General features: G+C 36.3%; 3 protein-coding genes. 2 read left to right on the top strand and 1 reads right to left on the bottom strand.

Features of this window, described 5'->3' with window-relative positions:
* Nucleotides 1–325 precede the first annotated feature (325 nt).
* The gene (locus BN52_RS07500) at nucleotides 326–6,910 is read left to right on the top strand and encodes a mucin-binding protein (RefSeq protein WP_157685052.1); all 6,585 of its coding nucleotides are present in this window, start codon (nucleotides 326–328) and stop codon (nucleotides 6,908–6,910) included.
* A gap of 189 nt (nucleotides 6,911–7,099) precedes the next feature.
* On the top strand, nucleotides 7,100–7,951 hold the full coding sequence (locus tag BN52_RS07495; RefSeq protein WP_008473851.1) for an ROK family protein: 852 nt from the start codon (nucleotides 7,100–7,102) through the stop codon (nucleotides 7,949–7,951).
* Between the two features lie 252 nt (nucleotides 7,952–8,203).
* Here the strand turns inward: BN52_RS07495 and BN52_RS07490 are convergent.
* A partial coding sequence (locus BN52_RS07490) for an IS30 family transposase (RefSeq protein WP_053216543.1) occupies nucleotides 8,204–8,995 on the bottom strand: 792 nt, incomplete at its 5' end.

Here is an 8,995-nt window from a genome sequence, read left to right as displayed (position 1 = left end):
TCTGGTATTGTTTAAATTTTTAGCTGTTTCGTATTTCATAATTTAAGATTATAGCAGATGTTTCGCAGTAACTCTATTAACTAATGGTCAGAAAATTACAGGAACAGTAAAAGCCGGTGATATTGCTAAGTCTACAGTCACTACTACGGATGCAGATAACAAACAAACTATCATCGGTATTAGGAATATTGTTTTTACGCCAGACACCAATACAATTGGCAAGGATACTAAAACAGATGATATCCCTAAACCTGGAAGTATTGCTGATCAAGAGGATAGAATAGATGGGACAAAAACATCAAATGTCTTTATTGCTTTGGGACATTTGAGTCATACATATGATAATGGATCACAAGTAAAGGCTAATGATAAATTAACCTCAAGTATTACTATTTTTGGTAGTAATTTTAGACCAGATTGGAATAACAAGCCAATAGTTTCATATACAAGTAGTAACACTCAAACAGTATTTGACACATCTCAATATAAAGCATCATTAAGTACTTATTTCGAACCAATTTATATTTCAACTAATCCAGGACAACAAAATGCCGGATCCCTTTCTTTGGGTAACGGTGATGCTGGGCGAGCAAATTATGATTATATTTTTGAGCCAATCTTTTATTATGTAGTACCAGATAATGCGGTATATAGTGGTGGTGCAATTAGTAAATTAAATTCTAACGGTAATGAGTCGCCAGTTCCTGTAGTGACTACATATTTGGTTAATGGTCACCAGGTAGTTAAGGTTGATTATAGCAACACAAACTATTACTATAATATTAAATCTGGAGTTAACGATAGTATTCCTTTAGATAATGCAAATAACCAACCACCGAATACTTCTTCATGGGAAATTTACGCATACAGTAAAGATATTCCTCTTTTGAATAATAGTTATACATCCGGTAAGTTTTTAACACCTGAAAATGCAGAAAAATCAGGTTCAACTGTGAAGCTAGACCCTAGCAAATTCTACTATGTTGGTGGAGGAACCTGGACAATTAGTTCAGCATCAGCTGTAGTTCTAGCCAATGCTGCGAATGGTAATAAAAATCCTGATGGTATTTATGTTCAAAATGGTACATCTGATGATAAAGGATCAGATGGGATGAACTTTAGAGTAAATGTAGTAAATTACGGTAAGACAACAGATCTAAAAGATCTAACTGGATTTATCAATTTACCAGTCAAAGGATACAACAATACCACAACTAACTTCTTTTTGAGTGGTCCAGTTGATGTTCCAGATGGTACAGTTTTGTATTCAACTAGCTCAACTGATTTACCAACAGGTGTATATGCGAAGACACCTTCAACTGAAAAGTTTTTAACTAAAGAACAAGTCGAAGCTAAGATTGCTAGTCATGAGATGAGTTGGTCTGATGTTAAGTCAATTGCAGTGAAATATGATACTGTCAAGGCTGATTCCGCAACTAAAGACATTTATATCCACGGAACAGATCCAGATATTACTAAAGATGCAGGTAAAGTTGCTCAAATCTCTTGCGGATTATATGGTGGTAACGATATGCCACCATATGTAAATAATAAATATGTTTCTAAGATAGTTATTTCTGGCTCATCAACAGTAAAAACTAGATTGCACTATGTTGATCCAAAAGGTAAGGATCAATATGTTGATGTTCCAACGATGTCAAAAACTTATAAAGATAATTCTGATACCATGCGGGATTCAGATTTTAATGAGAAGAATATTCCTGCAAGTCTGATTCCTCAAGGATACGAATTAGTACTACAAAATGGTAAGGCCGTAAAATCAATTATCGATAATGGCGGTAAGACTTGGGTAACTGGTGCAGAAGACGGTTCAGCTCAATTTAACAAAGTAGTTCTTTATAATTTTGATGGTGATACTGTTCAATTTGAATTGAAGGCTCAGCAAGAATTACAAGTCAAAGTTTACGATGATGATGATGCAGATGATCCTAGTCAAGCATTAGATACCACAGAGACGGGGGCTACTGTCGACTTTATTGGTAAATCTGAAACAGCCTTTCCAACTACTGATTTGCAGACTAATTTGGAAACGTTGAAGAAGTACTACGAGCGTAAGAATTATATTGTTAAATTACCAGAAGCTACCGGTAACTTTGATAATACACCTAATAGATCAGGGTCTGATGAGCAAATTCAGGTACTTGAAGTTCATCTAACTCATGATAAAGACGTTAAGACTGAATATGCTAAAGCTGTTAGAAATATAACTTATGAAGGTGCCGGTAATCAGACTCCAGCTACTAAGAGTGATACTTTTGATAATGCTTTTTCAAGAACAATCACAACTGATAAGATAACTGGGAAGGTTACAATTTATGATTGGACAGGCTCACATACATTTGATAGTGTGAAGAGTCCAAGTGTTGAAGGCTACCATCCAGATAAGGCATCTGCTGGTAATATTAAAGCAACCGCTGATAGCTTAAATGCTGCAGATGAAAGTACTCTAGCTGAATTATTGAAGACAGGTGTAGTAGTTTCAGATCACGTAACATATTCACCTGATAAGCAAGAAGTCAAAATTAGAGTTTATGACGATACGACTGGTAGCGAGTTAAATCCTGTTACTGCTCAAACTGACATAAGGAAACTAGGGAAAGATGTTGAAATTAATCTTAGCGGTACTTCTAATGAAATAATTCCAACAGAATTCGGTAATAACATTGATTTGTTGAAAGAGTACTATCAATCTAAGGGATATAAATTTATTTCCCATACCTCAGTGCCACAATACTTTGATCAGACTTCTAATGGAAGTAGTGAAACTGATAGTAATCCACAGTATATTGATATTCACTTGGAACATGATCTGAGTCTTGAAAAAGAAACTAAAACTGTTACTCGGACCATCAATTATTATGATCAAAATAAAAAGCAACTGATTAATGATGCCAATAATAAAGTTACTGAACCACAAACTGTTGTTCAAGAAGTTGATTTTGCACGTTATGCTGTTCGTGATAAGGTAACTAACCAAAAAATCATTGGTTATGCGACTCCTGATCAAGTAACTGTTAATGGTGATGACGCACAATTAACTAAAAAGAATGGATATACTCCTGTAACTGGTAAAGCTAGTGATGCTGTAGCTAGCTATGTAGTAACTTCAACTGACAGTAAGTTTGCTAGTCAAACCAACTATGATTTATCTAAGTATGGTTATGAAGCACCAACTACAAAAAAAGGAGATAGTTTTGCTCAAGTAGATGAGTTAACCCCACTTCCAACTGATACTAATTCAATTGTTAATGTTTACTATCGTGAAAAAGTAGTAACTGTTACGGTCGATAATCCACCGACAGTTGGCAAAAAGGTACCTGGAACAGATGCTGAATTTCCACCAAATGAATGGAGCGAAGCTAAGGCAACCAGTACTTCAACTAGAACCATTCACTACGTATACGATGATAATACTTTTGCAAATGGTGTTGACGTAAGCGGACAAGCTGTCCCTGGATTAAACGACATTATTCAAAAAGTTAACTTTGCTCAATCTGCTAAAATCAATCTAGTAACCGGTGATGTTTCATATCAAGGAGACTGGAATGCAATTAGTTCAACAACCACTAATCAACAGGGTGAAGAAGTGGCTAACCAAGATAATGGTAGCTATGCAAAAGTTGTATCTCCATCTTCTAAGAACGGTTACCCTGAACTTAAAGGATATACAGCTCACCAAGAAGTAGTTAATGCTAGTCAAGCAACTCATGGTGTTGATGTTGGACAGGTTTTAGTTAAATACACTGCAAATGATTCTTTAGTTCAAATAGAATATGTCGATCAAGATACTGGTCTTGCACTTAAAGTTGATACTAAGAATGGTAAGAGTGGTGAAACATTCGACTATTCAACTACTGATACAATTGCAGACTATGAAAAGAGCGGATATGAATTAGTTCATGATGGATTTACTGAAAATGACGGTAATCTTAATAATAAGACTTTTGATTCATATGATGATGTTCCAGATAGTCAAAGACCAGAAACGATTAATCAGAAGTGGAAAGTAACTTTAAAACATAAGAAGATAACTGTAACTAATGATGATCCAAAAGATCCAGATGGTAAGATTACTACTGATAAGGGATATGATCATAACTATCCAACTGGTGTGAGTGAAAATGACTTAAACAATACAGTTAGAAGAAATATTTCCTTTATTTATACTGATAAACCAGAAGGTAGCAATCAAGCTTACCCTACTAAAACACAAGAAGTAGCTTATAAACGTCAAGCTACAATTGATTTAGTTAAACTTGCCAATGGTGATAGTGATGCTGTTTCATATTCAAACTGGGAACCTAAAGAAGCAGGTAAAGAAAGTTTTGACCGTTGTCAAGTTAAACCGATTAAGGGCTATGTAGCTAATTATGAACTGGTTCCAAGTGCTGATGTTCATAAAGACCAAGATGGTAAAGCTGAAAATGGACAGGATGTTGTAGTTAAGTATTCACCAGTTGGGAAGATCATCCCTATCGATAAAGATGGTAACGAAATTCCTAATGCACCAACTCCTGAATACAACAACGATCCAACTAATCCAACTAAGACTACAACAACCGATGTTCCTGAAATTCCAGGCTATCATACTGAAGTGCCAAACGTAACTCCAGATAATCCACTTGAAGATACTAAGGTAGTTTACGTTAAGAATACGCAGGTCATTGATTTAGTTTATGTTGATACAAAGACCAATAAAACTTTAACTACTCAAAACGACGTAGCACATGGTGATTCTGGTTCAACGATCCCAACTAGTGTAACCGATACTCTGAATTCAACTATTCAAAGTTACTTAGATAAAGGCTATGTAATTGATCCAGATAAAGTTAGCGGAACAGTTCCTGATACTTTTGACTTTAGTGATCAAGCCGCTAATGGTGCAGATAAAGAACATCAAGTTGTGACGATCTACTTAACTCATGGTACTGTAACAGTTACTGGTAATGATCCAAAGACCCCAGGTAAACCAATTAATCCTGAGGATCCTAATGGAAGTAAGTATCCATCAGAAGCTGGAAAAGATAATTTAGTAATTTCTAGCCAAAATATTATTCATTATTATGATGAGGCTGGTAATAAGATACATGATGATAAAGTGACTACTGACGATAGTACATTAACTAGGGAAGTAACTATTGATAAAGTTACAGGCGATGTAATCAGTACTGGTAAATGGACTGGTGGCAAGGAATATGAAAATGTTAATACACCGGTAGTTAACGGTTATTATGCTGAGAAAGCCAGTGCCGGTGCAAGTACCGTAACTCCTGCTGATGCGGATCCTAATAGTGGACGCGTACATAATGGAGTAATTACTAATGAAACTACAGTGATTTACCACCCAATGGGTCACATTATTCCAAAAGATAAATCAGGTAACAAAATTCCAGGTGCTGAAACACCAATCTTTACTAATGATACTAAGGATCCAACTAAGGCATCTACGACCAATTCACCAATTATTCCTGGATATCACCTTGAAACTCCTAGTGATTCAGAAATCACTCCTGATGAACCAGGTAAGAATCGCCCAGTAGTTTATGTAGCTGATACTCAAGAATTGAAGGTTCTAGTCTTTGATCTAGATGGAGATACTCTTGATCAGCCACTTCCTACTAATGAAACAGGTGCAACTGTTGACTTTACAGGTGACTCCTTCACTAACTTCCCAAGTGATGTAGCAACTAACGTAGATTCATTGATTAAGTACTATACTGATCGTGGCTACCTAGTTAAAACTAAACCAAGCGATGAAGAATTATCTGGCAAGTTTGATGGAGATAAAACTCAAACACAGTATCTGAAATTACAACTAGTGCATGGTAAAGTGATAGTTAGCGGTGAAGATGAAAATACTCCAGTACCTGATACTCCAATTAATGAGAATGATCCTAATGGTGTTAAGTATCCATCTGACGTAAGTAAAGATAATTTAGTGATTTCTAGTGAAGTAATAATTCATTATGAAGGTGCTGGTGAAAAAACACCTAAAAATGTAATTAGAACTGTTGATAAGACTTTGACTAGAACAGTAACTATTGACAAAGTTACTGGTAAGGTAACCAATACTAGTGATTGGTCAAGCAATACAACAGAATATGAGCCTGTATTAACTCCACAGATTCAGGGATATACTTCTGATAAGGTTCAAGTAGATAAAGTTTCCATCACTAAGGATAATGCTGGTGAAGCTAAGAATGGAAAGATTACTTACATATTTAATGTTGTTTATACCCCTGATAAGCAACAATTGATTCTAAAGGTCCATGATGAGGATACTCAAAGTTACTTAGGAGATCCGGTAATCTTTGATGGTTATACTGATCAAGAGGTTGGCAATTCTCCAGTAGATAAGCTTGAAGAATTAAAGAAGAAATATCTCGATCTTGGCTATGAAATTGTTGAGATCCCTCAATTGGATAAGAACTATGATGATACACCAAATGTGGGTGGAGAACCAGATAAAGAGCCACAAGTTTTTGTTCTTAAAGTTAAACATCGAATTGTACCAGTTACTCCTGCTGATCCTGAGCTTGATGAACCGGCAACTCCAGTTAAGCCAGGCGAGCTTATTACTCCAGTTACGCCAACTAAGCCGGTTAAGCCTACTAAGCCAAGTAAGCCTAAAAAGTCGGCTAAGCAGACAAAGCCTGAAGTTGTGAAATCTGTTAAAGAAACAAAAGGCAAGCAACCTTATGGTAGTGCTCAAGCTAAAGTTGACAGTAAGGCTGCTCAGAATGTTGTAGACAAAAACAAAGCTAATGGAACTAGCGATAAGAAGTTACCACAAACTAATGGTGAAAATAATTGGCAGCTTTCACTTCTAGGTGTGGGTGTACTTGCACTTGCATTATTAGTTTTGAAGAAAAAGAGAGACGATGAATAATCGTTAACAAAAAGACTTACAATTAGTAGATTTTAAGGATTTACTAACAATGTAAGTCTTTTTTTCTCGCTAAATTTTTAATGATATTGAAAGCGGAAACATTTATAATTAGTTTATGAAGGTAGGGAGAAGAAAAATGACACAATATCTAGTTTATGATGTAGGCGGAACTAATTTAAAGTAGCATTAATGGATCACAGTGGCAATATCATTCAAAAAGGAAAAACCGACTCTCCAGATAATTTATTTGATTTTCAGCAGGTGATTTTTGATATTGCTGATCAATTTCGAACGGAATTTTCAGCAATTGCAATGTGTGCACCGGGAAAAATTGATACTCACGATAAGATAATTCATTATGGTGGCGCTTTAACTTATTTAGATGGATCTAGTTTAATAGATAGTTTAGAAGATCGGTATCAAGTGCCAACTAGTGTTGAAAATGATGGTAAAGCTGATGCACTTGCAGAACAATGGTTAGGTGAACTTAAAGGAGTAGATTCTGGTGCAATGATGACCTTAGGAACAGGAGGTGGTGGGGGAAATATCGTCAATGGTCAACTGCTTCATGGTCGTGATTTTCAAGCTGGTGAATTAAGTTGGATGTTATTGAGAGCAGGAGAAGGTGTAGAAAAGTTGACATCATATACAGCTTATTTGTGCTCCGCTGTTCAAATGATTCGCCAAGTTAATGAAGTAATCGGAAATGATGAACTTGATGATGGCTTAGCTGCCTTTACGGCAATTAATCAGCATGATCCACAAGCTAGTGAGATTTTTAAAAAATTCTGTGCCAATATTGCCCAAATGATTTTAAATGTACAAACTGTCATTAATGGTGAAAAAATTGTGATTGGTGGTGGAATTAGCGCACAGCTAATTTTAATTGATGAGATCAATTATCAATTTGAAAGATTGCTAGCTAGCAATGATATGTTGGGTAATCAAATTATTCTACCAGAAATTGTAGCTGCTCGTTTTCAAAATAATGCTAATCTCTACGGGGCATTGTATGCGCTCCTACTACAAATAGCTGAATAGCTAACCTGTAATACATAAATTTTATTATTTTACATAATGCTCACTATTATTTGGTAAAATAACTGAAACTTGAAAGCTAAGATTAACGCTCTTTTCCCGTGCCTCTTGGCTTTTTCTTATCCTTGAATTGTCAAACTAAGTGCAACGACTCAGATTTATATACCTCATATGGCGTTAGATATCCTAAACATTTTCTTGGACGTTTATTTATCTTGGAGAATATCTCCTGGACTTCTTCTTGGCTATGCTTGCTTAAATCTTGCCCCTTTGGAGTCCATTTGTGTTTTCATTGCTTCCTCTCTGCCATGGATGATGTGGCTTAGGAAAGTAAAATTCAACCTTGAGTTCTTGCGTTACTTCTTCATGCTTGGCAAACTCCTTGCCTCTATCTGGAGTTATAGATTCACAAGGTTGATCCCTCAAGGCGTCGATCATCGTTTGATTAACCGCATCAGCTTTCTTTTCTTGTGCCTTGCCTCCAAGCAAATATCTACTCTTGCGATCTACCAATGTCACCAAGCAGGCTTTTCCAACAATACCGGCAACTGTATCTGCTTCCCAGTCGCCGATTCTCGATCGATTTTCAGCCTCTGTTGAACGCTCTTCGATATCATGGCTGATTCGAATCTTTCCTCTTCGTTCTACATAGTCCTTTGTATGACGAGATTCCCCGCGATGACGAAGATTTCTAATAGCTCCTCTATTGCCATGGCTCAATCCTGGCTCATCAAACATATGAGCATAAATAGCTCGATAGATCGTGCTGTAACTAATTGACCACTGGGCATTCTCAAGCTTCAAGCGTCCTTGAATTTGTTCAGGAGACCATTGCTCGTTTAGGAACTTCTCTTTGACGTAGGCAAATAGCCCAGGATCTGACAGCTTAAGAACAGGGTAACAGTTTTTGCGCCTGTCAAGGTATCTGCTTGTGGCCTTGCTTGGAGAATAGCCGTTAAGATCGCTATTTCTGCGCAATTCGCGAAAAATAGTGGATTTGTTTCTACCCAATATGTTAGCTATTTGAGCAATGGTCATTTTCAAAGG

This window comes from Lactobacillus gigeriorum DSM 23908 = CRBIP 24.85, assembly GCF_000296855.1.
GTDB classification, from domain to species: Bacteria; Bacillota; Bacilli; order Lactobacillales; family Lactobacillaceae; genus Lactobacillus; species Lactobacillus gigeriorum.
Note: the sequence above shows the minus strand (reverse complement) of the source record. Positions and strands in the feature narration are given on the sequence as shown.

Excerpts from the sequence above, each read along its gene's own strand:
- BN52_RS07495 (WP_008473851.1), top strand. The coding sequence starts at position 7,100 with ATGGATCACAGTGGCAATATCATTCAAAAAGGAAAAACCGACTCTCCA.